Below are 23,792 nucleotides of genomic sequence, written 5' to 3' on the forward strand. Positions count from 1 at the left end.
CGGTGAGCTCCTCCGCTCCTCCCCCCGCCGACCCGATCGCCGAGCCGGCGCCCACGCCGTTCCACCGGCTGTCGGACTTCGTCGCGCTGCCCCGCATCGGCGGGCTGGCGCTGTCGGCCGACGGGTCGCGGCTGGCCGTGTCGCTGCAGACGCTCGACGCCGAGCGGAAGAAGTGGCAGTCGGCGATCTGGGAGCTGGACCCGGAGGGCACGCGCCCGGCCCGCCGGCTGACCCGGAGCGCCCCCGGGGAGAGCGCGCCCCGGTGGGCGCCCGACGGCTCGCTGCTGTTCACCTCCGCCCGGCCGGACCCGGACGCGGCGGCCGAGGACGAGCCGCGGCCGGCCCTGTGGAGCCTGCCTCCGGGTGGCGGTGAGGCCCGCCCGGTGCTCAGCCGGCCCGGCGGGATCTCCTCCTTCACCGTGGCCGCGGCGAGCGGCGACGTGGTGGTCGTCGCCGGGACGATGCCCGGCGGCTCGGACCCCGACGCCGACCAGGAGCTGCGCAAGCGCCGCAAGGACGCCGGGGTCTCGGCGATCCTGCACGAGGACTACCCGGTGCGGTACTGGGACCACGACCTCGGACCGGCGGCTCCGCACCTGTTCTGGGCCGGCCGGCCGAGCGCCGACGAGGAACCGGTCGGGGGGACGCCGGCCGTCCTCCGCGACCTCACCCCGGAGGCGCTGCCGCCCACGGGCGCCGGCGACGACATCGCCCTGTCCCCCGACGGGCGCTCCCTGGTGCGCACCGAGGAGGTGCCCGACGGGCCCGCCGGCCGGCGCAGCCGGCTGGTGCTCACCGACACGGCCGACGGCGGGACGCGGGTGCTCGTCGACGATCCGCTGGCCGACATCCACTCCGCCGCGTTCTCCCCCGACGGCAGCCAGGTGGTGTGCGTGCGGGAGGCGATGTCCAGCTACGCCGAGCCGCCGGACTACACGCTGCTGCTGGTGGACGTCGCCGAGAGCGGCGCCCGGGAGCTGACCGCCGGCTTCGACCGGTGGCCGAGCGCACCGCAGTTCGCCGCCGCCGGCGACGCCGTCTACTTCCTCGCCGACGAGGACGGCCGGCACTGCGTCTTCCGGGTGGACCTCGACGGCGGCGAGCCGGTCCGGCTGACCGGCGACGGCGCGTACAGCGATCTCCAGGTGGCCCGCGACGGCGGCGCCCTGTACGCCCTGCGCTCGGCCTACGACTCCCCGCCGCTGCCCGTCCGGCTGGATCCGGCGGCACCGCTCCAGGACCCCGAGCCGCTGCCCGGCCCGGCGGCGGTGGACCGCCTGCCCGGAACCCTGCAGGAGTTGCACGCGACCGCCGTCGACGGCACCCGGGTGCAGTCCTGGCTGGTCCTGCCCGAGGGCGCCTCGGCGGAGCGGCCGGCGCCGCTGGTGCTCTGGGTGCACGGCGGGCCCCTCATGAGCTGGAACTCCTGGTCGTGGCGCTGGTGCCCGTGGGTGCTGGCCGCGCAGGGTTACGCGGTGCTCCTGCCCAACCCAGCGCTGTCGCAGGGCTTCGGGCAGGAGTTCGTCCGCCGCGGCTGGGGCGAGTGGGGCGACGCGCCCTACACCGACCTCATGGCTGCGGTCGACGCGGCCGAGCAGCGACCGGACATCGACGCCACCCGCACGGCGGCCATGGGCGGTTCCTTCGGCGGCTACATGGCCAACTGGATCGCCACGCAGACCGACCGGTTCGCCGCCATCGTCACCCACGCCAGCCTGTGGAACCTTGAGGCGTTCACCGGCACCACCGACGCGGCGTACTACTGGGAGAAGGAGTGGGGCGACCCGTTCACCGAGCCCCGCCGCTACGAGCAGCACTCCCCGCACCGCTACGTCGACCAGATCCGGACCCCGATGCTGGTCATCCACGGTGACAAGGACTACCGGGTGCCGATCGGCGAGGCGCTGGCCCTCTGGTACGGGCTGCGCAAGCGCGGCGTCCCGGCGAAGTTCCTGTACTTCCCCGACGAGAACCACTGGGTCTTCACGCCCGGGAACTCGCAGGTCTGGTACGAGACCGTGCTCGCCTTCCTGGCCGAGCACGTGCTGGACGAGGACTGGGAGCGGCCCGCGCTGCTGTAGCGCCGACGGTGGGGACGGCAGGCGGCGCGGGCGGGCCGCACCGAGGTGACGCGAGAGGTGCGGGTGGCGGCCGGCGGCTGCGGTGGCTAACGTGCCGTGCGTCACATCGGCCCGCTCGCGGCCGACAGGGACCCGATCCGAGTCCCTCACGCGTTCACCGCGGGACCGATCGCCATCCCTGACGGGAGACCCCGGTATGCGACCTCGCCCGCTCCTCCACCGTCCCCTCCGCGCCGGCGTCGCCCTCGCCACCGCGACGGCCTTCGCCGTCGCGGGGATCGTGGCCGTCCCGGTCGCGTCCGCCGCTCCACCGGGCGACGACCGGGGCACGGCGGGGGGTCCGTCGCGGTTGCAGGTGACCACGCTGTCGACCGCACCGGACATGGTGAGCGGGGGCGACGTCCTCGTGCGGGTCGACCTCCCGAGGCGGCTCCCGGCGGCCGATGTCACGGTGCGCCTGAACGGCGACGACGTGACCGAGGTGTTCCGCCCGGCCGCTGACGGGCGGTCGCTGCTCGGACTGGTCACCGGGTTGGCGGACGGCGAGAACGCGCTCGTCGCCGAGGGGGGTCGCGCCGGGACCGCTGACGTGACGGTGGTGAACCACGCCGTCGGCGGGCCGATCTTCTCCGGCCCCCAGCAGATGCCGTTCGCGTGCACGACCCACGAGTGGGGCCTGGTCCCCGCCGACGGAGGACCGTGCTCAGCGGCCACGGAGGTGGCCTACCAGTACCGCACCGATTACGGCGCCTTCCAGCCGTTGCCTCCGGGCGACACCCGCCCCGACGACCTGGTGGAGACCACCACGAGCACCGGGGAGCGGGTTCCCTACATCGTCCGGGTGGAGACCGGGACCATCAACCGCGCGGTCTACGAGCTCGCGGTGCTCGACGACCCGGCGACGGCCGGGCCGGATCCCTGGACCGACGAGCCGGGCTGGAACGAGCGGCTCGTCTACACCTACGGCGGCGGCTGCCGGTCCGGCTACCACCAGGGCACCGCCACCGGTGGGGTCATGCAGGACCTGCACCTGTCGCAGGGCTATGCGGTGGCCTCCTCCACCCTCAACGTCAACAACACCAACTGCAACGACGTGGTGTCGGCCGAGACCACGATGATGGTCAAGGAGCACGTCATCGAGCAGATCGGTGTGCCGCTGCACACGATCGGCTGGGGTGCGTCCGGCGGGGCGATGCAGCAGTACGAGATCGCGCAGAACTACCCGGGCCTGCTCGACGGGATCACGCCCACGATGAGCTTCCCCGACGCGACGACCTACTTCATCGGCGCGGACGACTGCCGGGTGCTGCTCCGTCCCTACCTGAACGCGCACGACTTCACCGACGAGCAGAAGGAGGCGATCAGCGGCTACGCCGAGTGGGAGACCTGCGACGTCCAGCACGCCGGGCGGCCCGGCCGGCTGGACCCGGAGGACTGCGATCCCGCGATCCCCGAGGCGTGGCGGTACGACGCCGAGAGCAACCCGGACGGTGCCCGCTGCTCCATCTACGACGGGATGCGGAACATCTTCGGCGTCGACCCGGCGACGGGCTTCGCCCGCCGACCGCACGACAACGTGGGCGTGCAGTACGGCCTCGAGGCGCTCGACGACGGCGTCATCACCACCGAGCAGTTCCTGGCGCTCAACGAGGGCATCGGTGGCTACGACATCGACATGAACTGGACCCCCGAGCGAGTGGAGGGGGACATCGCAGCCATCGAGGCCGCCTACTCCACGGGGCGGACCACGACGGGCGCCGGCGGCCTCGCGACCGTGCCGATCATCGACGCCCGTCCGTACCTGGACCTCGAGGCCAACTTCCACGACAGCGTGCGCTCGTTCTCCATGCGCGACCGGCTCGTCAAGGCCAACGGGCACGCGGACAACCAGGTCATCCTGCGAGCCCACGCCAGCGTGTACGACGACGTCGAGCGGGAGTTCCTCGCCCAGATGGACGCCTGGCTGACCGCGCTCGGTGAGGACCGGAGCAGTGCTCCTGCCGCCGTCAAGGTCCTCCGGGCCAAGCCGGACGACCTGGTCGACGCCTGCTGGACCGAGGACGGCACGAAGATCGAGGAGCCGGCGACGTACTCCGGCGAGGGACGGTGCAACGAGCTGTTCCCGCCCCACTCGGGCCCGCGGATCGCCGCCGGGGGGCCGCTGTCCGACGACGTGTGGAAGTGCCAGCTCATGCCGGTCGACCCGGCCGGCTACGAGGTCCCGTTCACCGCGGCCGAGGCGGAGCGCCTCCGGGCGATCTTCCCCGACGGCGTCTGCGACTGGTCGCAGCCGAGCGTGGGCTTCCAGCCGTTGGCGGGCACCTGGCTCTCCTTCGCGGATGCGCCGCAGCCCGGCGAGGGATAGGCCCGGCGGGTGTGCGGTCGGGCCGGGCACGAAAGCCCGGTCCGACCGCCCGGCCGCGGCCCGTGCGCGGGTCCGGCCGGTCAGGCGGGCCGCCGGGTGGGCTCCGCCGCCACGGCCGCCTGCTCGATCAGCGCCCGCAGGTCCGACGGCGTCACGCAGGCGGCCAGCCCCCGGCGGAGCAGCCGGGCCAGCTCCAGCCCCGGGTCGCTGTCGAGAGCGCGGTCCAGGGCGACGCCGGCCATGGCGCCGTCGCCGCGCAGCCAGGCACTGACCGCCAGCAGGGTGGCCGGCGCCGCGTCCAGCGGCACCGGTGCCCGCCGGGTGCACTCTGTCCAGAGGTTCTCGGCCGCGGCCGCGTCGGCACCGAGGGCGATCGGGAGCGCCCGGTCCCGCACCCGGGTGTCGCGCAGCGCCCAGAGGACGACGGCCAGCTCCTCGTCGTCCAGCCCGGCACCACCGCCGCCCGCCGGCCCGGGACGGCAGCGGGCGAGGGCCCGCTGCACCGCCGGCCACGACTCCTCGGCGACCACCGCCCCGCCCACCGCGCCGATCCGGGCGGCCCGCGCGCCCGCCACCCGCAGGCAGGCGGCCCAGATCCCGGCGCGGGACCCCGGCGGGGCGGCGATCCGACCGGCCAGCTCCGACCGGTCGGCGGCCACCACCTGCCCGGTGGCGACCGCCGCCGCCGCCAGCTCGCTCACCCCGCCGGGCAGCGGGGTACCGGCTCCGGGCCGGCAGCAGGGGTGCGGGCAGTCGTAGGACCACCAGCGGCCGCCGCGCACGAGCAGCGCGTCGCACAGCGGGACCCCGGCCTCGGTCAGCGCCCGCAGCAGCGCCCCGACGACCGGCCGGTGCGGCAGCCCCGTGCCCGGCGCGCCCCCGACTCCGGTCTCCGGTTCGTCCGGCGCCTCGGAGACCACGGTCAGCAGGGCGGCCGCGGGCCCGTCCGTGCAGAGGCTCTCGACCAGCTGCCCGGCCAGCGCGGCGACGTGGCCCGGCGGCGGCAGGTCGCCCCGGACGGTCAGGCCGACCCGGCCGCCGGAGGGGCCGCCCAGGCCGATGAGCACCACGGACTCGCGCGGGTGGAAGCCGAGCAGGTGCGGGAGCGCGGCGGCCACCTCCCCGGGATCGGAGAGCCGGACCTCGGGGCGGTCGGGCCCGTACGGCCCAGCGGTGGCGTCCATGCCCTCGACCCTGGCGCTGCTCCGGCCGGCGCGGGGTGCGCCGGCCCGAGCTGTGGATCCGGCGGGCAGGTGTGGACAGGGCTCCGTCGCGGCGGCTCGCCCGGCCCCGCGGCGGACGGGAGGACCGCGTCAGCCGAGCGCGTCGGCCTGGACCTGGTACGCCTGCGCCAGGAGGTCGGCGAAGGCCGCCGGGTCCGTCGTCGCCGCGGCGTCCTGGCCGGCGTCGATGTTCAGCAGGAGGAGCAGCCGGTCGCCGTCCTCCACCGCGCCGATCAGGGTCGGCACCGAGACCTGCACCCCGTCCGGTCCGGTGATCGAGGTGGTGTAGCGCACCAGTGCCGCGCCGTCCCCGAGGTCGTCGACCGGCAGGTTCTCGAAGGTGACGGTCGCCTGGCCGATCTCCGGGGAGCTGATCTGCGCCTGCGGGCACCGCCCAGCGGCCGCGGCGAGCTGGTCGACCGAGTCCTCGGTCGGGCCGCCGCGCACGAGCATCTCGACCGTCGTCGCCGCACCGGTGACGGCGCTGAGCGCGGCGATGTCGTCCACGTCGTCCAGGTCGGGCTGGGTGCCGTCGACGGCGGCCCGGCAGCTCTCCGGGGTGATCTGCACGTCCGCCCCGGCCGCCGCGAGACCCGCCCCCTGCCGGAGCTGCTCCGGCGAGACCGCGACCACGGTGGCCCCGGGGCCGAAGGCGCCGGCGGGGAGCAGACCGGACGCGAGGTCGGGTTCCCGCGACTGCTCCTGAGAGGAAGAGGCCGCAGCGGACGAGGAGGCCGCGGCCGAGGACGCCGCGGCGGTCCGGTCGGAGGCGTCCTCGCCCCCGCAGCCGGCCAGCAGCGTGGTGGCGGCGCAGCCGGCCACCAGCACGCCCGGGAGACGGCGCCGGCCGGCGGCGCGCTTCGCGAGAGCCATGCCGACGAACGTAGCCGCCCGCCGCCGGCACGGGAGCCGGGCGGCCGCCGTCAGAGGCGGTACTGGACGGCGCTGCGCGCGGCCAGGACCGGCCGCACGTGCTCGGCGATGACCGCCAGGTGCACCGGGTCCTGCGCGTAGCGGCGGAACGCCTCGACGTCGGGGAAGTCGGCGACGAGCACCGCGTCGGCGTTGCCCTCCACGAGGCCGGCGTCGTCGGCGACGGTCAGCGCGGTCATCCCGCCGACGTCCTGCCGGAGGGCGCGCAGGGCCTCGACGGTGGCGGCCCGCCGCTGCGCGTCGGCGTCCGGGGACCAGGTGAAGAGCACGACGTGACGGATCATGCGGGCACTCTCCCAGCCTGCCCGCCCCGTCGGCCCGACGGGACGGGTTACCGACTGGTAGCCGGGGTGGCGGGCCGGGTCGTTAGAGTCCGTTTCCATGGGACGGTCGTTGCGCATTGCACTGCTGTCCTACCGCAGCAAGCCGCACAGCGGTGGCCAGGGCATCTACGTCCGCGCGCTGTCCCGGGAGCTCGCCGAGCTCGGTCACCGGGTCGAGGTGTTCAGCGGCCAGCCCTACCCGGAGCTGGACCGCGGGGTCCCGCTCACCCGCGTGCCGAGCCTCGACCTGTACCGGGAGCCGGACCCGTTCCGCACCCCGCGGCCGGCGGAGATCCGCGACTGGGTCGACCTCGCCGAGTGGGCCACGATGTGCACCGCGGGCTTCCCCGAGCCGCTCACGTTCACGCTGCGGGCGGCCCGCCGGCTGCTCCCGCGCCGGGACGAGTTCGACATCGTGCACGACAACCAGTCGCTGGGTTACGGCCTGCTGCGCCTGGTCCGGGCCGGCCTGCCGACCGTCGCCACGATCCACCACCCGGTGGCCATCGACCGCGAGCTGGAGCTCGCCGCCGCGCCGACCCTGCGCCGGCAGCTGACGCTGCGCCGCTGGTACGCCTTCACCCGGATGCAGGCCCGGGTCGCCGGCCGGCTCGACGGGATCACCACCGTGTCGGAGAACTCCCGGCGGGACATCGCCGCGCGCATGGGCCTGCCGCCGGAGCGCACGGCGGTCATCCCGGTGGGCATCGACCCCCTGCGGTTCACCCCGCCGCCGGAGGGGCAGCCGCGGGACGCCACGTCCATCCTGGCCGTGACCAGCGCCGACGTCCCGCTCAAGGGGCTGGTGCACCTGCTGGAGGCCGTCGCCAAGCTGCGCACCGAACGCCCCGTCCGGCTGACCGTCGTGGGCACCGCCCGGCCCGGCGGTCCCGCTGAGGCGGCCCTGGACCGGCTGGGGCTCCGGGACGCCGTCCGGTTCACCGGTCCGGTCCCCGAGGCGGAGCTGGTCGGGCTGTTCCAGCGGGCCACCGTCGTGGCGATCCCCTCGCTGTACGAGGGCTTCTCGCTGCCGGCCGTCGAGGCCATGGCCTGCGGGACCCCGCTGGTGACCACCGACGCCGGCGCGCTGCCGGAGGTGGTCGGCACCAAGGCCGGGCTGCGGGTCGCCGCCGGTGACGTCGGGGAGCTCACCGCCGCCCTCGCGCTGGTGCTGGACTCCCCCTCCCTGGCCGAGCAGCTCGGCCGGGCCGGCCGGCGCCGGGTGCTGGAGAGCTACACCTGGCGGGCGACGGCCGCGCGGACCGCCGACTGGTACGCCGAGACGCTGGACCGCCGGGCTGCCCGGCGCGAGGGGGACGAGCAGTGCTGACCGTCGACTACGACCTGCTCGGCCTGCGGCCGGGGATGACCGTGCTCGACCTGGGCTGCGGCGAGGGCCGGCACGCCTTCGAGGCCCTCCGCCGGGGTGCGCACGTCGTCGCCGTCGACTGGGGACGGTCGGAGGTGGAGACGACGAAGCGCTGGCTGGGCGCGATCGCCGAGGCCGGGGAGGCCGGGCGGACCGACGACGGGACGGCGGCGCGCTACGAGGTGGTGCGCGGCGACCTGCTGCACCTGCCCTTCCCCGACGCCAGCGTCGACCGGGTCATCGCCTCGGAGGTGCTGGAGCACGTCCCCGACGACGCCACCGCGATGGCCGAGATCTTCCGGGTGCTGAAGCCGGGGGGCCGGGCCGCCGTGACCGTCCCGCGCTACGGGCCGGAGCGGATCTGCTGGGCGCTGTCGGACGACTACCACGCCAACGAGGGCGGGCACATCCGCATCTACCGCGGCGGCGAGCTGCGCTCGCGGCTGGCGACCGCCGGCCTGGAGCCGGGCCCGAGCCACCACGCGCACGCCCTGCACGCCCCCTACTGGTGGCTGAAGTGCGCGGTGGGCGTGGAGCGCGACGCCGCGGTCGTGCGGGGCTACCACCGGCTGCTGGTCTGGGACCTGATGCACCGGCCGTGGCTCACCCGCACCGCCGAGCGGCTGCTGGACCCGCTGATCGGCAAGAGCTTCGTGGTGTACGCCGACAAGCCCGCCGCCGAGCGCACCGCGTCGGCGCGCACCTGGACGGCGGGCGCCGGCCGGCCCGACCGGGAGCGGTCCGCTGCCGCCGGCTGACCGGGCCAGCCTCCTGCTGCCCGAGCTGCCCGGGTTGCTCGGCGCCGACCAGGTGCGGCGGACGGTGGCCTGGATCGCCGGCGAGCAGGCGGCCGACGGCGCCCTGCCGTGGTTCGCCGGCGGCCAGCTGGACCCCTGGGACTCGGTCGAGGCGGCGATGGCGCTGGACGTCGGCGGCGAGCACGCCCGCGCGGCCGCCGCCTACCGCTGGCTGGCCGGCCGGCAGCGACCCGACGGCAGCTGGGCGGCCGAGTACCGCGCGGGTGCGGTGACCGCGCCGGGCGCCGAGAGCAACCACGCCGGGTACCTCGCCGTCGGGCTGTGGCACTCCTGGCTCAGTTCGGGCGACGCCGCGCTGGTGGCCGAGCTGTGGCCGGTGGCGCGGGCAGCGCTGGACCTGGTCACGCGCATGCAGCTGCCGGGCGGCGCGATCGGCTGGGCGCTACGCCCCGACGGCACACCCGACGACCTCGCGCTGCTCACCGGGAACGCGAGCCTGTTCCAGGCGCTGCGCTGCGGCCTGGCCCTGGCCGAACTCGTCGGGGAGGGGCAGCCGGACTGGGAGCTGGCCGTCGCCGACCTCGGCGCGGCCCTGCGCGAGCGCCCGGCGGCCTTCGCCGACCGGTCGCGGTACTCGATGGACTGGTACTACCCGGTGCTCGGCGGCGCGGTCACCGGGCACGCCGCCCGCGCCCGGCTGGCGGCCGGCTGGGACCGCTTCGTCGTCCCCGGGCTGGGGATTCGCTGCGTCGACGACCGGCCCTGGGTGACCGGCGCGGAGACCTGCGAGCTCGCGCTCGCGCTCGTCGCGGCCGGGCAGCGCGACGCGGCGCTGGAGCAGGTCGCGGCGATGCAGCACCTGCGCGACGACGACGGCGCCTACTGGACGGGGTACGTCTACCCCGACGACGCCCGGTGGCCGGTCGAGCGCACCACCTGGACGGCGGCGGCGGTGGTGCTGGCGGCCGACGCGCTCTCCGGGGCCTCCGCGGCGGCGGGGCTGTTCGCCGATCCGGCCGGCCTGCCCCCGGCGGGCATGGCCGATCCCACTGCCGGGGCCGGTTGGCCGACCGGACCAGCGGGCACGGGAACACCGTGACCGCACCGCCCCGCTCCGAAGCGCCCCGCCTCCCGGCGGCCGACGTCACGGTCGTCGTCGCCAGCCGCAACCGCCGGGACGACCTCCTCGCCTCCCTGCCGCGGCACGAGGCGCCGGTGGTGCTCGTCGACAACGCCTCCACCGACGACACGGTCGCGGCGGTGCGCCAGGCGCACCCCGAGGTCACGGTGCTGCCGTTGCGGCGCAACGAGGGGGCGCACGGCCGCACCCTGGGCGCCGCGCAGGCGCACACCCCGTTCGTCGCCTTCGCCGACGACGACTCCTGGTGGGCGCCGGGCGACCTCGCGCGGGCGGTGGCGATCATGCGGGCCCATCCCCGGCTGGCGCTGCTCAACGCGCGCATCCTGGTGGGGCCGGAGGAGCGGCTCGACACGGTCTGCACCGAGATGGCCGGGAGCCCGCTGGGCACCGCGCCCGACCTCCCCGGGCCCTCGCTGCTCGGCTTCGTCGCCTGCGCCGCCCTGGTGCGCACCGAGGCCTTCGAGGCCGTCGGCGGTTTCGACCCGGTGGTGCGCTTCCCCGGCGAGGAGGAGCGGCTGGCCCTCGACCTGGCCGCCGCCGGCTGGGGCCTGGCCTACGTCGACGCGGTCACCATCCACCACCACCCGTCGCCGCGGCGGGATGCCCCGGGCCGCCGGCAGACCGGGATCTGGCGCAGCCGGGTGCTGACCGCGGCCATGCGGCTGCCGGCCCGGGAGGTGATCCGGACGGCCGGGCGCGCGCTGCGGGCGGGGCGGCCCGGCGTCGAGGGCGTCCTCCGGGCGCTGCCCGACCTGCCCGCCGCCCTGCGCCGGCGGCGGACGCTGCCGGCCGGCGTGCTGACCGACCTGCGCCGGCTCGCCGGCGGACCGGCATGAGCGCGGATCCCCGCGTCGCCGTCGTGGTGATCACCCACCAGCGCCGCGACGAGCTCCTCGCCGCCCTCGAGCGGCTCGTCGCCCTGCCCGAGCAGCCGCACGTCGTCGTCGTGGACAACGGGTCGACCGACGGCACCGCGGACGCCGTCCGGGACCGGTTCCCCCAGGTGGAGCTGATCGCCAGCCCGAAGAACCTGGGTGCGGTCGGCCGCAACCTCGGGGTGGCCCGCCTCGACACCCCCTACGTCGCGTTCTGCGACGACGACACCTGGTGGGAGCCCGGCTCGCTCCGCGCGGCCGCCGACACCCTCGACGCCCATCCCGGGCTCGCGGTGGTGACCGCCCGGATCCTCGTGGAGCCCGGCGGCACCGAGGACCCGATCGTGGCCGAGCTGCGCGACTCCCCCGTGCGCGGCGCCGCCTGGCTGCCCGGCCCGGCACTCGGCTCCTTCCTCGCCGGCGCCTCGGTGCTGCGCCGCGCGGCCTTCGAGGAGGTGGGCGGGTTCTCCGAGCGGCTCTGGCTGGGCGGCGAGGAGGAGCTGATGGCCGGCGACCTGGCCGCCGGCGGCTGGGAGCTGTGCCACCTGCCCGCGCTGACCATCCACCACCAGGCGAGCACCGCCCGCGACCCGCACAAGCGGCGGGCCGACGGCATCCGGAACACCCTCTGGACGACGTGGCTGCGCCGCCCCTTCCGCCCCGCGCTGCGCCGCACCGTGCACCTGCTGCGCACGGTCCCGCGCGACCGGGTGACCGCGCGGGGGCTGGCCCAGGCGCTCCGCGGGATGCCGTGGGTGCTCCGCGAGCGCCGGGTGCTGCCGCCGCACGCCGAGGCGCGGTTCGCCGCGCTCGAGGCCGCGCAGCGTTCCTCGTCCGCGCGCAAGTACGTCAGCTGACCTCGTGCCGCCGGATCGGCCTACCCTGCCGGCCGTGGAGCACCGGCGGCGGCACGTGCGGTTGATGACCGACTACATGGCCGCGTGGCCGTTGTGGATCGACCACGGCCTCACCACCCCCGCCGCCCTCGGCCTCTCCGCGGCGCTCACGGCCCGCCTGGCCGCCTGGAACGAGCTCTTCCAGGAGCACTTCCACTGGAACGGCGGCTGGCGGGATCCGGACGCCCGCGCCCGCTTCGCCGCGGACGGTCCCCAGCTGCTGCGCGACCTGCGCCGCGAGCTCCCCGACGACGAGGTCGAGCTCGACGACTGGACGCAGGAGGAGGTGTCCGACCCCGGGTGACCGGCGGCCGGTGCCTCAGCGGGCGCAGTCGATGCAGGTGCGGGCCGTGGGCCGGGCGGCGAGCCGCTCCGCCGCGATCGGCCGGCCGCAGCTCTCGCACCGGCCGTAGGTGCCCGCCTCCACGGCGGTGACCGCGGCGTCGACGTCGGCCAGCCGCCGGCGCGCGCGCTCCAGCAGCGCCACCACCTGCTGCCGCTCGAAGGCGATCGTGGCGCCCTCCGGGTCGTGCTCGTCGTCGGCGTTGGAGGACTTCGAGGCGGCGACCACCTCGTCGAACTCCCGGGTCAGCGCCTCGACCTGCGCCTGCGCCGCGGCCCGCTCGGCGCTCAGTGGATCGGTCACTCCCCCATGCTCCCCCGACCCCCGACAACCTGCCCCGGGCCGGTCAGCGCGCCCGGCGGAGCAGCCGCAGCGAGCCGGTGCCGGGCAGCTCGGTGAAGTCCCCCGACGCCAGCACCCGGGTGTAGACGCCGTACGGCGCCTGCCCGCCGTCGGTCGGGTCGGGGAAGACGTCGTGGATGGCCAGCGTGCCGCCGACGGCGAGCTTCGCGACCCAGGCGTCCTGGTCCCGCCGCGCGGACTCCTCGGTGTGGCTGCCGTCGAGGAACAGCAGCGCCAGCGGCGTGCTCCAGAGCGGAGCGAGGAGCTCCGAGCGGGTGACGACGGCGATCACGACGTCCTCGGCGCCGGCTTCGGCGATGGTCCGGCGGAACCTGGGCAGCGTGTCGATGCGACCGACCGCGGGGTCGACCAGCGACGGGTCGTGGTACTCCCAGCCGGGCTGGTGCTCCTCTGACCCCCGGTGGTGGTCGACCGTGACGACGAGCCGGGAGGCCTCCCGCGCGGCGGCGGCGAGGTAGAGCGCCGACTTCCCCATCCAGCTGCCCACCTCCAGCAGCGGCCCCGGCACGGTCACCGCGCGGGCCGCCTCGTACAGCGCCCGCCCCTCGTCGTCGGGCATGAACCCGGCGGCGGCCCGGGCGGCGGCGAGGAGGTCGGTGCGCACGGCGACAGCCTCGCTCATGGGATGAACCGGGCCCGCAGCGCGGTCACCCTCCGCTCGGCGGCCGCCCCGGTCTCGGTGTCGGCGGCCTTGGCGAAGAAGGCGCCGGCCGCCGTCGTCACCGGGACGGCGAGCACCAGCGCGATGGCCCCGACCATCGTGCGGATGACCTCCTCGGCCAGTGCGGACGAGGTCAGGACGACGTTCCACGGCTGGGAGTACAGCTCGAAGAGCAGCAGCAGCGGCAGGGCCGCCCCGGCGTAGGCGAAGACGATCGTGTAGACGGTCGAGGCGATGTGGTCCCGGCCCACCGCCATGCCGCGGGTGTACAGCTCCCGCCAGGTCATCGTGGGGTCGACCTCGTGCAGCTGCCAGATCGCCGAGGCCTGGGTGATCGTGACGTCGTTGAGGACGCCGAGCCCGGCGACGACCACCCCGGCGAGGACCAGCCCCGAGAAGTCCAGCGTCGGGTCGTAGCCCTGGAGCGTCACGGTCTCCTCGCTGGTGAGCCCGGTCAGCCGGGCGGTGGCCACCGCCAGCGTGCCCATCACGGCGACCAGGGTGAGGCCGAACAGCGTGCCGACGAGCGCGGTCGTCGTCCGGGCGGAGAAGCCGTGCGCGAGGTAGAGGACGACGAACATGATCGCCGCGGAGCCGACGAGGGTGACCAGCACCGGCGAGGTGTCCCCGAGCAGCCCCGGCAGCACGAACCGCAGCAGCACGAAGAACGCGAACCCCAACCCGAGCAGCGACGCCAGCCCACGCCATCGGGCCACCAGCCCGACGACGACGGCGAAGGCCACGGCCAGCGTGATCATCGGGACGTCGCGGGCGAAGTCGGAGAAGAAGTAGGCGGGCCCGCCCTCCGCGGTGGGGTCGCGGGTCAGGACCAGCGTGTCGCCCTCCTCGACGCCGTTGGCCACGACGACGGCGTCGAGGTCGATCCGCACGAAGTCGCCGCTCCCCGGGCCGTCCAGGACCTCGACCACGGCGAACGCGCAGGTGGCCGGCCGGCCCTCCGCACCGCAGTCGTAGGGGTCGACCGACACGACCCGCCCGTCGGGGTACTCGGTGCCCGGCGGCAGCGCCGCGGCGGCCGCCTGCTGGGCGCGGCTCGGCTCCCCGTCGGGCCACAGCGCCAGCAGGCCGATGACCGTGGCGAGCCCCACCGGGACGAGGACCAGCAGCATCAGCCACACGGCCCGCCGCCGCCGGGTCAGCGCCTCGGGGGTCGGTGGCGGCGCGTCCGGATCAGGACCGTGGGTGTGGGCGTGGGGAGACGACACCCGGTCAGGCTAGGAGGCCGCGCCCGCCCCACGCGCACCCCACACCGGGGTCAGGAGTGCTCGGTGCCCCGCGACCCGGGGCCGCCGTCCGGGGCCTGCTCGGCCACTCCGCCGCCGTCGGCCTCGACGATGGTGAACCGGTGCCACAGCCCGGTCAGCTGGAGCGGCCGGGCGACCGAGGGGGGCGGCTCGACGAGCACGGTCTCGATCGCGCGCGGCACGCCGAGCTTCTGCAGCTGGACGAGCACCGCCAGCCCGGCGGAGCCCATGAAGGTCACCTCGCGCAGGTCGAGCTCGAGCCGGCGCAGCGACTGCTCGGCCAGGAGCAGGTCGGTGACGATCCGGACGAGCGGGCGCCGGGCGGTGTCGGTGAGCTCGCCGCTGACGGTGAGCCGGGCGGTGTCCCCCTCGACGACGTGCCCGACGACCGGCTCGGCGGCGGAGCCTTCGGGCGAGGCGTGCGGGGCGGCGTTGGTCGTCTCCTCCACGGGCACGTCCTGCCCCGCGGAGGCCCGCTTCACGCCTCCGCCGGGCGGCAACCGGGTCAGCGGTGCGACGAAGTTTTCTCCGCGGGAGATGTTTACCGGGTCGTCGAGGCGAGGTAATCTGCAGTCGCCACTAGAGGTTGACGCCTCGGGCAGCGAACTCCCGAACGACCCCCGCAGGAGGTTCCAGCCATGATGCTGACCGCGTACGACCCGTTCGCCGCCACGTCCGCCGCCTTCCGCGCGCTGGACCAGCTCACCGGCCGCGCCGGCACCGGCACGGCCCGCCAGCTGTCGGGCATGCCGATGGACGCCTACCGGGTCGGTGACAACTTCGTCGCCCACTTCGACCTGCCGGGGGTCGACCCCGGCTCGATCGACCTGTCGGTCGAGGGCAACACCCTGACCGTCAGCGCCGAGCGCTCGGTCCCGCAGCTGGAGAACGCCGAGTGGGCCGTCGCCGAACGCCCCTTCGGCAGCTACACCCGGCAGCTGGTGCTCGGCCGCAGCCTGGACACCGACCGGCTGGAGGCCAGCTACCACGACGGCGTGCTGAGCATCAGCATCCCCGTCGCCGAGAAGGCCAAGGCGCGGAAGATCACCGTGACCCGGGCCGACGTCCCCGCGGCGGTCGGGAGCCGCACGATCGAGGGCGAGCCCCAGCAGGACCAGGCGGCGGTCGAGAGCTGACCGCAGCCCCCGGGCCGGGCCCGACCGGGCCCGGCCCCTGCGGCGTCCGGGCGGCCGACGACAGGAGAGCCACGTGATCAGCCCCGACCCGGGCGAGCCGCTGCGCCGGCTGGACGACCCGGACTACCCCGCCCTGACGATGAGCCAGGCGGCCGAGCTCCTGGGCGTCCAGGCCGCGTTCCTGCGCAGCCTGGACGGCTCCGGTGTGCTGCAGCCGCACCGCTCCCCCGGAGGGCACCGCCGTTACTCGCGCTCCCAGCTGACCATCGCCGCCCGCGTGCGCGGGCTGCTCGACGACGGGCACCCCCTGGCCTCGGCCGAGGTGATCGTGGGCCTCCAGGACGAGCTGGCGTCCGCACAGGCCGACCTCGCCCGCCTCAGGGACGACGACCAGGACCATCCGGCCGACCGGGTGCGCAAGGAACCCTAGGGGGGTATGGTTCTCCGTGGGCGCCGAGCAGCGGCGCCGGCAGGAGGACGACGTGGAACCCACCGCGGACGCGTGCAGCGGGCACGACCACGCGCACGGCTACATCCACCGCAAGGACGACTACCTCAAGCGGCTGCGCCGGATCGAGGGCCAGGCCCGCGGGCTGCAGCGCATGGTCGAGGACGAGAAGTACTGCATCGACATCCTCACCCAGGTCTCGGCCATGACGAAGGCGTTGCAGGCCGTTTCCCTCGGCCTCCTCGAGGAACACCTGAGCCACTGCGTCGTCGACGCGGCGCGGGCCGGTGGCCGCGAGGCCGAGGAGAAGGTCCGCGAGGCCACGGAGGCGATCGCCCGCCTCGTCCGCTCCTGACCACCCATCCCCCCGGGAGGAACACCATGACCACCACTGCCAGCTACACCGTCACCGGCATGACCTGCGGGCACTGCGTCACCTCGGTCACCGAGGAGGTCACCGCTCTCCCCGGCGTGACCGGCGTCGAGGTCGACCTCGCGACCGGCGGCCTCACCGTGACCAGCGAGCAGCCGGTCGACGAGTCCGCCGTCCGCGCCGCCGTCGAAGAGGCCGGATACGAGGTGAGCGGCCGCTGATGCGGCCGGCCCCATGAACACCCCCGCGAAGATCGCCGCGTTCGCCGTCGGCCTGGTCGCCGTGTTCGGCGCGGCGGTCGGCGTGGGCTCCGCGGTCGGCCCGGTGGGCCCGGCGGCGACCGAGCACTCCCCCGCCGCCGGCTCCCCCGGGGCCGCCGCCGCACCGCACGCGGACGGCGGCTCCGCTCCCGCCGCGCCGCCCCCGGTGCCCGCCGGGCTCCAGGTCTCCCAGGACGGCTACACCCTCGCGCTGGCCGACGACACGGCGCCGCCCGGCGAGGCCGTCCCGGTCGCCTTCACGATCGTGGGCCCCGACGGCGCCCCGGTGACCGGGTACGAGACCGACCACGACGTCGACCTGCACCTGGTCGCGGTGCGCCGCGACCTCACCGGCTACCAGCACGTGCACCCCGAGCTCGGCGACGACGGCGTCTGGCGCGCGCCGCTGGCCCTGGACCCGGGCAGCTGGCGGCTGTTCACCGACTTCACCGCGGCCGCCGACGGCGAGAACCGCGTCCTCGGCGCCGATCTCGCCGTCGCCGGCGACTACGAGCCCGCCCCGTTGCCGGAACCGTCGCAGGTGGCGGAGGTGGACGGCTACACCGTCGTCCTGAACGGCGAGCTGACCCCCGGCGCCGAATCGGAGCTGACCCTGAGCGTCAGCCGGGACGGCGCCCCGGTCACCGACCTGCAGCCCTACCTCGGCGCCTTCGGGCACCTGGTCGCGCTGCGCGACGGCGATCTCGGCTACCTGCACGTGCACCCGGCCGGGGACGACGCCGTCGAACCCGCGCCCGGCCCGCACCTCCGCTTCGCCACCACCGCCCCGTCGGGAGGCACGTACCGGCTGTTCCTGGACTTCCGCCACGACGGCGAGGTGCACACCGCCGAGTTCACCGTGCCCGCGGGAGAGCCCGCCCCGCCCGTCGAGGGGGCGGCCCCGCACACCGGGGACCACGAGGAGCACGGATCATGACCACCACCCCCTCCCCTGGCACGACGCTGCAGGACGTCGAGCTGCTGATCGGCGGGATGACCTGCGCCTCGTGCGCGGCCCGGGTCGAGAAGAAGCTCAACAAGCTCGACGGCGTGCGCGCCACGGTCAACTACGCCACCGAGAAGGCCAAGGTCAGCTTCGGCGACGGCGTCAGCACCGACGACCTGATCGCCACGGTGGAGAAGACCGGCTACACCGCGCACCTCCCCGAGCCCCCGAAGCCGGAGCTCGACGCGGAGGCCGACGCCGATCCCGCCGACGCACCGGTGCGCGCGCTGCGCACTCGCCTCGTCGTCTCGGCGCTCCTGAGCGTGCCGGTGATCGCCCTGGCGATGGTGCCGGCGCTGCAGTTCGAGTACTGGCAGTGGCTCTCGCTGACCCTGGCCGCGCCGGTGGTCGTGTGGGGCGGCCTGCCGTTCCACCGTGCGGCCTGGACCAACCTGCGGCACGGCGCCGCCACGATGGACACCCTGGTGTCCCTGGGCACGCTGGCGGCGTTCGGCTGGTCGCTGTACGCGCTGTTCTGGGGCACCGCCGGCGTCCCCGGCATGACGCACCCGTTCGAGCTGACCATCGCGCGCACCGACGGCAGCGCCAACATCTACCTCGAGGCCGCGGCCGGGGTGACCACCTTCATCCTCGCCGGGCGCTGGTTCGAGGCCCGCTCCAAGCGGCGGGCCGGGGCCGCGCTGCGCGCGCTGCTCGAGCTCGGCGCCAAGGAGGTCTCCGTGCTGCGCGGGGGCACCGAGCGCCGGGTGCCGGTCGCCGACCTCGGGGTGGGCGACGCGTTCGTCGTCCGCCCGGGCGAGAAGATCGCCGCCGACGGCGAGGTGACCGAGGGCGCCTCCGCCGTGGACGCGTCCATGCTGACCGGTGAGTCGGTGCCCGTCGAGGTGCGCCCCGGCGACCCCGTCACCGGCGGCACCGTCAACGCCGGCGGCCGCCTGGTGGTGCGCGCCACCCGCATCGGCAGCGACACCCAGTTGGCCCAGATGGCCCGCCTGGTGGAGGACGCGCAGAACGGCAAGGCCGAGGTCCAGCGCCTGGCCGACCGGATCTCCGGCATCTTCGTGCCGGTCGTGCTCGCCCTGACCGTGGCGACCCTCGGCTTCTGGATCGGCACCGGCGCCGGGCTGCCCGCTGCCTTCACGGCCGCGGTGGCGGTCCTGATCATCGCCTGCCCGTGCGCCCTGGGCCTGGCCACGCCGACGGCGCTGATGGTCGGCACCGGCCGCGGGGCGCAGCTGGGCATCCTGATCAAGGGCCCGGAGGTGCTGGAGTCCACCCGCCGCGTCGACACCGTCGTCCTGGACAAGACCGGCACGGTGACCACCGGCCGCATGACGCTGCTGGACGTCGTCCCCGCGCCCGGGCAGGACCCCGAGCAGGTGCTCCGGCTGGCCGGCGCGCTGGAGCAGGCGTCGGAGCACCCGATCGCCCAGGCCGTGGCCCGGGGCGCGACCGAGCGCACCGGCGCGCTGCCCGCGGTGGCCGAGTTCGCCAACGTGGAGGGCCTCGGCGTCCAGGGCGTGGTCGAGGGCGCCGCGGTGGTCGTCGGCCGGCGCCGGCTGCTGGCCGACTGGGCGATGGCCCTGCCGGAGGAGCTGGCGCGGGCCGTGACCGCGGCGGAGGGCGCCGGCCGGACCGCGATCGCGGTCGGCTGGGACGGCGCCGCCCGCGGGGTGCTGGTCGTCGCCGACGCGGTGAAGCCCACCTCCGCGACCGCCGTCGCGCAGCTGCGCGCGCTCGGGCTCACCCCCGTGCTGCTGACCGGCGACAACGAGCAGGCCGCCCGCGCGGTGGCCGACCAGGTCGGCATCGACCAGGTCATCGCCGAGGTGCTGCCGCAGGACAAGGTGGACGTCGTCCGCCGGCTGCAGCAGGAGGGGCGCACCGTCGCCATGGTCGGCGACGGGGTGAACGACGCCCCGGCGCTGGCGCAGGCCGACCTCGGCCTGGCCATGGGCACCGGCACCGACGTCGCCATCCAGGCCAGCGACCTGACCCTGGTGCGCGGCGACCTCCGGGCCGCGGCCGACGCCATCCGGCTCGCCCGCCGGACGCTGGGCACGATCAAGGGCAACCTGTTCTGGGCCTTCGCCTACAACGTGGCCGCCCTGCCGCTGGCCGCCGCAGGGCTGCTGAACCCGATGATCGCCGGCGCCGCGATGGCGTTCAGCTCGGTGTTCGTGGTGTCCAACAGCCTGCGGCTGCGCGGCTTCGCGCCGCTGCCGGAGAACCGGGACGCGGCTCTCGCCGTGGCCGGCGGCCGCCCCGACGCGTCGGCCGACCCGGACCGCACCGTCCCGGCGGGGTAGCTGCCGCGAGCGACCGCGCCGGGCGTCCGGGGCACGTCCGGTCGCCCTTGCCATGCTCCTCCACGGAGAGTCGGTCTCTGCTTCCCCGGCGAAGCAGAGACCGACTTCCCGGGAAGCAGCCCCCGCCAGGAGGCCGGACCGCGAGCAGTGGCCCAGGGACCAGTAGGCGCCAGGGAGCAGTAGGCGCCAGGTTCCCCGTGCACAGTCGGTCTCTGCCCACCATGGTGGGCAGAGACCGACCATCCGCAGATACACCGGCCGACTCCGAGGGATCACCGTGAGCGCTCGATCCGACGACCGTGCGCAACGGTCCGCCCGCCTGCTCGCGGCCGCCGGTCTGGTCGGCGGCCTCGTTCTCTCGACGCGTCCGGCCGCGGTGACCGCGGCGGTCGCGCCGGAGTACCCCTCGGCCCGGCTGTGGGTCGCCCGGCTCCTCGGCGCCCGGCTGGTCGTCCAGCACGCCGTGGTCCTGGTGTCACCCGGGCCGGGGGCGCTGCGGGCAGTGGCGGTGGTCGACGGCCTGCACGCGGCGAGCATGCTGCCGGTGCTGCTCCTGCCCCGCTACCGCCGGGCCGCGCTGGTCAGCGGGGCCGCCGCGGCGGCCTCCGCGCTCGCCGCGGGGCGGCTGGCGGGACAGGTCCCGGCGGGATCGGACCCGGTGGGCTCGGGGCCGGTGGGGTCGGAGCCGACGGGGTCAGAGCGCCGGTAGCAGGAGCAGCGCCGTCGGCAGGAGGAGCAGCAGGACGGCGGCTCCCAGCGCCGACCACCGGGCAGCCGGCGGCAGCGGGTCGGCGGGTTCCAGCAGCCGGACGACGCGCGCCCGCACCCCCGCACCGGCCACCGCCAGGGCGCCGGTGGGCACGCCGCCGGAGCCCGCACCGCCGGCCGCCGCGACGATCGCCTCGGCCAGGGTCCGGCGCGGGGTGGGGCCCTCCAGCGAGGTCAGCGCGACGTCGTCGGCCCGCATCTCCACCAGCTCGCGCACCGACCCGTAGGCCCGCTCGGCCGCCGGGAGCACCGGCAGCGCGGTCTTCCAGGCCACGAACGGCAGCAGCAGCAGGTGGTGGTGCTCCCCCAGGTGGGCGCGTTCGTGCGCCACGACGGCGGCCAGCTGCGCCTCGTCCAGCTCGGCGACCATCCCCGACGACAGCACCAGCAGCGGCCGGGCGCCCGGGATGCAGAACGCCACCGGTGCGGGGTGCTCGAGCAGCCGGGCGTCGGGCTGCGGCGCCGGCTGCACCACCAGCTCGAGCAGCGCGCGGTGCCGGCGCCGGGTGCGGGTGATGCGGACCCAGGACAGCAGCAGGACGCCGACCAGCTCGGAGGCCAGGACGGCGGCGAGGGTGAGGGTCACCCAGTGGTCGCCGCGCACCGGATCGCCGGCGGAGCGGCCGGCCAGGACCGACCACACCGCCTCGGGCAGCGAGTGCCCCCAGGGCGCCAGGCCGTGCACCAGCAGGGCGCCGATGATCGACAGCCCACCGGCCAGGCCGACCGCCTGCCAGCACAGCAGCGCGACCAGCGGGTCCCGCCCCGGCCAGCGGGAGCGGGCGAGCAGCGCCGGCACCGGCCACGCGAGCAGCGCGGCGAGGATGCCGAGGGCGGCCGCGGTGGTGGGCAGCACGGCTCAGGAGCCGGCGAGCAGCTCGCGCAGCAGCCGGGCCTCGTCCTCGTTCACGCTGCCGACGAACCGGGCCAGCACGGCCTGCCGGTCGCCGGCCTGGCCGAGGACCTCGTGCATCAGCTCGGCGGCGTGCTCCGCGCGGCTCGAGCGCGCCGAGAACCCTCGTGGCCGGGCGTCGTCGTGCACCACGAAGCCCTTCTGCTCCAGCCGGGTCAGGACCGTGTGCACGGTGGTCAGCGCCACCCCGCGGTCGGCCAGCTCGTCGCGCAGCGTGGTGGCGGCGACGGGGCCGTCGGCGGCCCACAACCGCTCCATGACCGCCCGCTCCAGGTCCCCCAGCGACGCCATCACCCCTCCTGTCGTCCGTCTCACACGACACTCTTCTACGCCTTGTAGAAAGAGTCTTCTACGTGGCGTAGAAAGGACCTGTCGATAGTACGACGACCGGAAGGGGCCTGGGCGTGGACGTCCTGGACATCGCTCGCTGGCAGTTCGGGATCACCACCGTCTACCACTTCCTCCTGGTCCCGCTGACCATCGGGCTGGGCATCCTGCTGGTGTTCCTGCACACCATGTGGGTGCGCACCGACAACCCCGAGTGGCTCCGGCTCACCCGCTTCTGGGGCAAGGTCTACCTGATCAACTTCGTGCTCGGGGTGGCCACCGGGCTCGTGCAGGAGTTCCAGTTCGGCCTGGCCTGGAGCGAGTACTCCCGCTTCGTCGGCGACGTCTTCGGCTCGCTGCTGGCGCTCGAGGCGCTGCTGGCCTTCTTCCTCGAGTCGACGTTCCTGGGCCTGTGGATCTTCGGCTGGGGCCGCATCCCGAAGAAGGTGCACCTGGCCGCGCTGTGGGCCGCGGTGATCGGCTCGATCGTCAGCGCCTACTTCATCATCGCCGCCAACTCGTGGATGCAGCACCCCGTCGGGGTGGTCGCCGACGACACGACGGGACGCCCCGTGCAGGTGGACTTCCTCGCCGTGCTCAGCAACAACACCGCGCTCGCCGCCTTCACCCACACCATCGTCGCCTCGCTGATGGTCGCCGGTGCGCTGCTGGTCGGCGTCGGGCTCTACCACCTGCGCAAGCGGAAGCTGGCCGGCCGGTCCGTCGACGAGGTCGACCACCGGGTGTGGCACCGGTCGGTCCGGATCGGTGGCTGGGTGTCCCTGGCGGCCTTCGTCCTGGTGGCTCTCACCGGTGACTGGCAGGCCAAGCTCATGTACCAGCAGCAGCCGCTGAAGATGAGCTCGGCCGAGGCGCTGTGCGAGACGGAGGCGCCCGCGTCGTTCTCGATCTTCGCCTGGAACAAGCTCGGCTCCAACGAGTGCGACGACGTCCACTCCATCACGGTCCCGGGGCTGCTCTCCTTCCTCGCGCACAACGACTTCTCCACCGCGGTCCCCGGCGTCAACCAGCTCCAGGAGGAGTACGCCGAGGTCTACGGCGCCACCTACCCCGACGACCCGGCCCGGTTCGGTGCCCTGGCCGGGGAGCCGGTCGACTACCAGCCGGTGCTCGCCGTGACCTACTGGAGCTTCCGGCTCATGATCGGCATGGGCGCGGTCTCGGCGGGGGTGGCCGCCTACGCGCTCTGGTCGACGCGGCGCGGGCGGATACCGACCTCGCGGGTGGGCGTCTACGGCTCGCTGCTCGCCGTCGGTGCCCCGTTCGTGGCCAACGCGGCGGGCTGGGTCTTCACCGAGATGGGCCGCCAGCCCTTCGTCGTCGTGCCCAACCCCGACGTGCCGGTGGACGAGCAGATCTGGTTCTTCACCGCCCAGGCCGTCTCCCCCGGGGTCACCGCCGCGGAGGTCTGGACGTCGCTGGTCGCGCTGACGCTGGTCTACGGCGTGCTCGCGGTGATCGAGGTCGGCCTGCTCACCCGGTTCATCCGCGCCGGCATCACCGCCGGCGACACCAGCCCCACCCCGGTCGGCACCGGCCCGGACGACGACCGCCGGGAGGGGCCGGACGGCGACGCCGGCGGCGCCGGAGGGGACGGCCGGGAGCGCCGCACCCCGGACGACGACGTCCTCCAGTTCGCCTACTGACCCCCGACGAGAGACAACCGAGGACGAG

25 protein-coding genes are annotated in these 23,792 nt (G+C 75.4%); 16 read left to right on the forward strand and 9 right to left on the reverse strand.

All coding sequences use genetic code 11. The annotated features are described in order from the left end of the window. The first annotated feature begins 2 nt into the window (after nucleotides 1-2). Both BD833_RS01970 and BD833_RS01975 read left to right on the forward strand, forming a co-directional pair. Nucleotides 3-2,081: a S9 family peptidase gene (locus BD833_RS01970; protein WP_208092285.1), complete on the forward strand. Its 2,079-nt coding sequence runs from the start codon at nucleotides 3-5 to the stop codon at nucleotides 2,079-2,081. Between the two features lie 355 nt (nucleotides 2,082-2,436). Beyond that, on the forward strand, nucleotides 2,437-4,446 hold the full coding sequence (locus BD833_RS01975; protein WP_208092286.1) for a DUF6351 family protein: 2,010 nt from the start codon (nucleotides 2,437-2,439) through the stop codon (nucleotides 4,444-4,446). Nucleotides 4,447-4,526: 80 nt separating this feature from the next. Here the strand turns inward: BD833_RS01975 and BD833_RS01980 are convergent, their stop codons facing one another. The 3 genes from BD833_RS01980 to BD833_RS01990 form a co-directional block, all read right to left on the reverse strand. Continuing rightward, nucleotides 4,527-5,630, reverse strand: coding sequence for a DUF4192 domain-containing protein (locus BD833_RS01980; protein WP_166531424.1), 1,104 nt, complete (start codon nucleotides 5,628-5,630; stop codon nucleotides 4,527-4,529). A gap of 129 nt (nucleotides 5,631-5,759) precedes the next feature. Further along, nucleotides 5,760-6,542, reverse strand: coding sequence for a hypothetical protein (locus BD833_RS01985; protein ID WP_166531425.1), 783 nt, complete (start codon nucleotides 6,540-6,542; stop codon nucleotides 5,760-5,762). Between the two features lie 50 nt (nucleotides 6,543-6,592). Continuing rightward, entirely contained in the window at nucleotides 6,593-6,886 is a 294-nt protein-coding gene (locus tag BD833_RS01990) for a Dabb family protein (protein ID WP_166531426.1), read from the reverse strand. 97 nt (nucleotides 6,887-6,983) lie between these two features. On the opposite strand from BD833_RS01990, the gene BD833_RS01995 reads away from it, so the two are divergent. From BD833_RS01995 to BD833_RS02020, 6 genes are read left to right on the forward strand one after another with little or no spacing between them, the layout of a single operon-like run. Further along, the gene (locus BD833_RS01995) at nucleotides 6,984-8,255 is read left to right on the forward strand and encodes a glycosyltransferase family 4 protein (RefSeq protein WP_208092287.1); all 1,272 of its coding nucleotides are present in this window, start codon (nucleotides 6,984-6,986) and stop codon (nucleotides 8,253-8,255) included. Next, nucleotides 8,249-9,052: a class I SAM-dependent methyltransferase gene (locus BD833_RS02000; RefSeq protein ID WP_166531427.1), complete on the forward strand. Its 804-nt coding sequence runs from the start codon at nucleotides 8,249-8,251 to the stop codon at nucleotides 9,050-9,052. Before BD833_RS01995 ends, BD833_RS02000 begins: the two co-directional genes overlap by 7 nt. A gap of 34 nt (nucleotides 9,053-9,086) precedes the next feature. Continuing rightward, entirely contained in the window at nucleotides 9,087-10,151 is a 1,065-nt protein-coding gene (locus BD833_RS02005; RefSeq protein ID WP_243737386.1) for a prenyltransferase/squalene oxidase repeat-containing protein, read from the forward strand. Further along, nucleotides 10,148-11,029 (forward strand): glycosyltransferase family 2 protein, encoded by an 882-nt coding sequence (locus BD833_RS02010; protein WP_166531428.1) that lies wholly within the window; start codon nucleotides 10,148-10,150, stop codon nucleotides 11,027-11,029. Before BD833_RS02005 ends, BD833_RS02010 begins: the two co-directional genes overlap by 4 nt. Next, nucleotides 11,026-11,925, forward strand: coding sequence for a glycosyltransferase family 2 protein (locus BD833_RS02015; RefSeq protein WP_166531429.1), 900 nt, complete (start codon nucleotides 11,026-11,028; stop codon nucleotides 11,923-11,925). Before BD833_RS02010 ends, BD833_RS02015 begins: the two co-directional genes overlap by 4 nt. Nucleotides 11,926-11,959: 34 nt before the next feature. Continuing rightward, a complete protein-coding gene (locus BD833_RS02020) occupies nucleotides 11,960-12,268 on the forward strand; it encodes a hypothetical protein (protein ID WP_166531430.1) in 309 nt (102 codons plus the stop codon). A 15-nt stretch (nucleotides 12,269-12,283) separates the two neighbouring features. On the opposite strand, the gene BD833_RS02025 is transcribed toward BD833_RS02020, so the two are convergent. From BD833_RS02025 to BD833_RS02040, 4 genes are read right to left on the reverse strand one after another with little or no spacing between them, the layout of a single operon-like run. Continuing rightward, entirely contained in the window at nucleotides 12,284-12,610 is a 327-nt protein-coding gene (locus tag BD833_RS02025) for a TraR/DksA family transcriptional regulator (RefSeq protein ID WP_166531431.1), read from the reverse strand. Between the two features lie 43 nt (nucleotides 12,611-12,653). Further along, on the reverse strand, nucleotides 12,654-13,292 hold the full coding sequence (locus BD833_RS02030) for a class I SAM-dependent methyltransferase (protein ID WP_166531432.1): 639 nt from the start codon (nucleotides 13,290-13,292) through the stop codon (nucleotides 12,654-12,656). Further along, nucleotides 13,289-14,557 (reverse strand): YibE/F family protein, encoded by a 1,269-nt coding sequence (locus BD833_RS02035; protein ID WP_166531433.1) that lies wholly within the window; start codon nucleotides 14,555-14,557, stop codon nucleotides 13,289-13,291. Before BD833_RS02035 ends, BD833_RS02030 begins: the two co-directional genes overlap by 4 nt. Nucleotides 14,558-14,607: 50 nt before the next feature. After that, nucleotides 14,608-15,078 (reverse strand): STAS domain-containing protein, encoded by a 471-nt coding sequence (locus BD833_RS02040; protein ID WP_243737387.1) that lies wholly within the window; start codon nucleotides 15,076-15,078, stop codon nucleotides 14,608-14,610. 156 nt (nucleotides 15,079-15,234) lie between these two features. Between BD833_RS02040 and BD833_RS02045 the strand changes: the two genes are divergently transcribed. From BD833_RS02045 to BD833_RS02075, 7 genes are all read left to right on the forward strand, one after another. Then, nucleotides 15,235-15,732 (forward strand): Hsp20/alpha crystallin family protein, encoded by a 498-nt coding sequence (locus BD833_RS02045; protein ID WP_166531434.1) that lies wholly within the window; start codon nucleotides 15,235-15,237, stop codon nucleotides 15,730-15,732. Between the two features lie 73 nt (nucleotides 15,733-15,805). Beyond that, on the forward strand, nucleotides 15,806-16,162 hold the full coding sequence (locus BD833_RS02050) for a MerR family transcriptional regulator (protein ID WP_243737388.1): 357 nt from the start codon (nucleotides 15,806-15,808) through the stop codon (nucleotides 16,160-16,162). 52 nt (nucleotides 16,163-16,214) lie between these two features. Further along, entirely contained in the window at nucleotides 16,215-16,535 is a 321-nt protein-coding gene (locus tag BD833_RS02055; RefSeq protein ID WP_166531435.1) for a metal-sensitive transcriptional regulator, read from the forward strand. A gap of 26 nt (nucleotides 16,536-16,561) precedes the next feature. Continuing rightward, nucleotides 16,562-16,774 carry a heavy-metal-associated domain-containing protein gene (locus BD833_RS02060; protein WP_166531436.1) on the forward strand — a complete coding sequence of 71 codons (213 nt, stop codon included), beginning with the start codon at nucleotides 16,562-16,564 and terminating at the stop codon, nucleotides 16,772-16,774. Between the two features lie 13 nt (nucleotides 16,775-16,787). Further along, nucleotides 16,788-17,750, forward strand: coding sequence for a hypothetical protein (locus tag BD833_RS02065; RefSeq protein ID WP_166531437.1), 963 nt, complete (start codon nucleotides 16,788-16,790; stop codon nucleotides 17,748-17,750). Next, nucleotides 17,747-20,089 carry a heavy metal translocating P-type ATPase gene (locus BD833_RS02070; RefSeq protein WP_166531438.1) on the forward strand — a complete coding sequence of 781 codons (2,343 nt, stop codon included), beginning with the start codon at nucleotides 17,747-17,749 and terminating at the stop codon, nucleotides 20,087-20,089. Before BD833_RS02065 ends, BD833_RS02070 begins: the two co-directional genes overlap by 4 nt. 277 nt (nucleotides 20,090-20,366) lie before the next feature. Beyond that, nucleotides 20,367-20,798, forward strand: coding sequence for a hypothetical protein (locus tag BD833_RS02075; protein WP_166531439.1), 432 nt, complete (start codon nucleotides 20,367-20,369; stop codon nucleotides 20,796-20,798). Here the strand turns inward: BD833_RS02075 and BD833_RS02080 are convergent. Both BD833_RS02080 and BD833_RS02085 read right to left on the reverse strand, forming a co-directional pair. Then, entirely contained in the window at nucleotides 20,784-21,713 is a 930-nt protein-coding gene (locus BD833_RS02080; RefSeq protein ID WP_166531440.1) for a M56 family metallopeptidase, read from the reverse strand. The two genes, BD833_RS02075 and BD833_RS02080, sit on opposite strands and share 15 nt — an antisense overlap. Nucleotides 21,714-21,716: 3 nt before the next feature. Further along, complete coding sequence (locus tag BD833_RS02085) at nucleotides 21,717-22,061, reverse strand: BlaI/MecI/CopY family transcriptional regulator (RefSeq protein ID WP_166531441.1); 345 nt, start codon at nucleotides 22,059-22,061, stop codon at nucleotides 21,717-21,719. 113 nt (nucleotides 22,062-22,174) lie between these two features. Here BD833_RS02085 and BD833_RS02090 point away from each other — a divergent pair, with 113 nt between their 5' ends. Beyond that, nucleotides 22,175-23,764 (forward strand): cytochrome ubiquinol oxidase subunit I, encoded by a 1,590-nt coding sequence (locus tag BD833_RS02090; RefSeq protein ID WP_166531442.1) that lies wholly within the window; start codon nucleotides 22,175-22,177, stop codon nucleotides 23,762-23,764. Nucleotides 23,765-23,792 lie beyond the last annotated feature (28 nt).

The sequence above is a fragment of the Blastococcus xanthinilyticus genome, from assembly GCF_008124835.1.
Taxonomy (GTDB): Bacteria; Actinomycetota; Actinomycetes; order Mycobacteriales; family Geodermatophilaceae; genus Blastococcus; species Blastococcus xanthinilyticus.